Annotated in this window: 1 protein-coding gene; it reads left to right on the plus strand. The window is 68.0% G+C overall.

Annotated features, from left to right (window positions below):
• Positions 1-36: 36 nt before the first annotated feature.
• The coding region (locus ETD86_RS59540) for a condensation domain-containing protein (RefSeq protein WP_281287128.1) at positions 37-1,876 on the plus strand (1,840 nt) is incomplete at its 3' end.

Genomic DNA, 1,876 nt, shown 5'->3' on the forward strand with positions numbered 1-1,876 from the left:
CCGAGTGCGACTTACAACATTCCGACGACGGTGCGGTTGACCGGCGAGTTGGATGTGCCGGCGTTGGCTGCGGCGCTGCGGGATGTCATCGGGCGGCACGAGTCGCTGCGCACGATCTTCCCGGCTGTGGACGGTGAGCCTTACCAGCGGGTTCTCGATGCGGGAGAGCTGGAGTGGGGCTTGGAGGTGCGTCAGATCGAGCCCGAGGACGTGACCGAGGCCGTGGGCCGCGCGACGGCGTATGCGTTCGATCTGTCCAGTGAGATACCGATCCGGGCGTGGCTGTTCGAGCCGGCGGGTTCGGATGAGCGGGTGTTGGTGCTGGTGGTGCATCACATCGCGGGTGATGGCTGGTCGATGGCGGCGTTGGGCCGGGATGTGTCGACGGCGTATGCGGCTCGTGTGCGGGGTGTGGCGCCGGTGTGGGAGCCGTTGCGGGTGCAGTATGCGGATTACGCGTTGTGGCAGCGGGAGTTGCTGGGTGCGGAGTCCGATTCGGGGAGTCTGCTGTCGAGTCAGGTGGAGTACTGGCGGCAGGCTCTTGCGGGTGCGCCGGAGGAGTTGGTGTTGCCGGCGGATCGGTCGCGTCCGGTGGTGGCGGGTCATCGTGGGTATCGGGTGCCGGTGCGGGTGTCGGCTGAGGTGCATGAGCGGTTGGTGGAGCTGGCTCGGGCCGAGGGTGTGACGGCGTTCATGGTGGTGCAGGCCGCGTTCGCGGTGCTGCTGTCGCGGTTGGGTGCGGGTACGGATGTGCCGATCGGTGCGGCGGTGGCTGGGCGTACGGATGAGGCGCTGAATGATCTGGTCGGGTTCTTCGTCAACACGTTGGTGATTCGTACGGATTTGTCGGGGGATCCGGAGTTTCGGCAGGTGCTGGCCCGGGTGCGGGAGGCGAGTCTCGGGGCGTTGGCGCATCAGGATGTGCCGTTCGAGCGGTTGGTGGAGGAGTTGGCGCCGGTGCGGTCGCTGGCGCGGCATCCGTTGTTCCAGGTGATGGTGACGGTGCAGAACACCGAGCGTGCCGCGCTGGAGTTGCCGGGGGTTGAGGGTGGTGGCGTGTCGGCGGGTGAGGGGCCGGTGTTGGTGCCGGTGAAGTTCGATGTGGATTTGGTGGTCCGGGAGGTGTTCGACGAGCAGGGTCGTCCGGCGGGGTTGCGGGGGGCGTTGACCGGGTCGGCGGATTTGTTCGATGTCGGTTCGGTGGAGGCGATCGTTCAGCGGTGGGTGCGGGTGCTGGAGGGTGTCACCGCGGCGCCGGATGTGCGGCTGCATGAGGTGGAGGTGCTGGATCGGCGGGAGCGGGATCTGGTGCTGGAGGGGTGGAACGACACCGCGGCGGCGGTGGCCGGCTCGACAGTGGTCGAGCTGTTCCAGCGGCAGGTGGCCGCGACGCCGACTGCGGTCGCGGTGGTGTGTGAGGAGTCTCGGCTCACGTACGCGGAGTTGGATGCGCGGGCGAATCAGCTGGCGCATTGTCTGCGCGGCATCGGCGTGGGGCCGGAGTCGGTGGTGGGGTTGTGCCTGCCGCGCGGTGTGGAGATGGTCGCCGCGATCGTCGGTGTGTGGAAGGCCGGGGCCGCCTATCTGCCGATCGATCCGTCCAACCCGGCGGATCGGGTTGCGTTCATGCTGGCCGACGCCCGGGTGGCCGCGCTGGTCGGCCAGGAGGATCTGGTTGAGGGCCTGCCGGTGGGCGGGCGGCCGATGATCGCGGTCGATGATCTGGATCCGGTGGTGGGTGGTGAGGTGGCGCCGGTGCCATCTGTGCGGGTGGATCCGGCGGGGTTGGCGTATGTGATTTATACGTCGGGGTCGACGGGTGTGCCGAAGGGTGTGGGGGTCGGGCATGGGTCGTTGGTGAATTTGGTGTCGGTGT

The sequence above is a fragment of the Nonomuraea turkmeniaca genome (genome assembly GCF_005889735.1).
Classification (GTDB): domain Bacteria; phylum Actinomycetota; class Actinomycetes; order Streptosporangiales; family Streptosporangiaceae; genus Nonomuraea; species Nonomuraea turkmeniaca.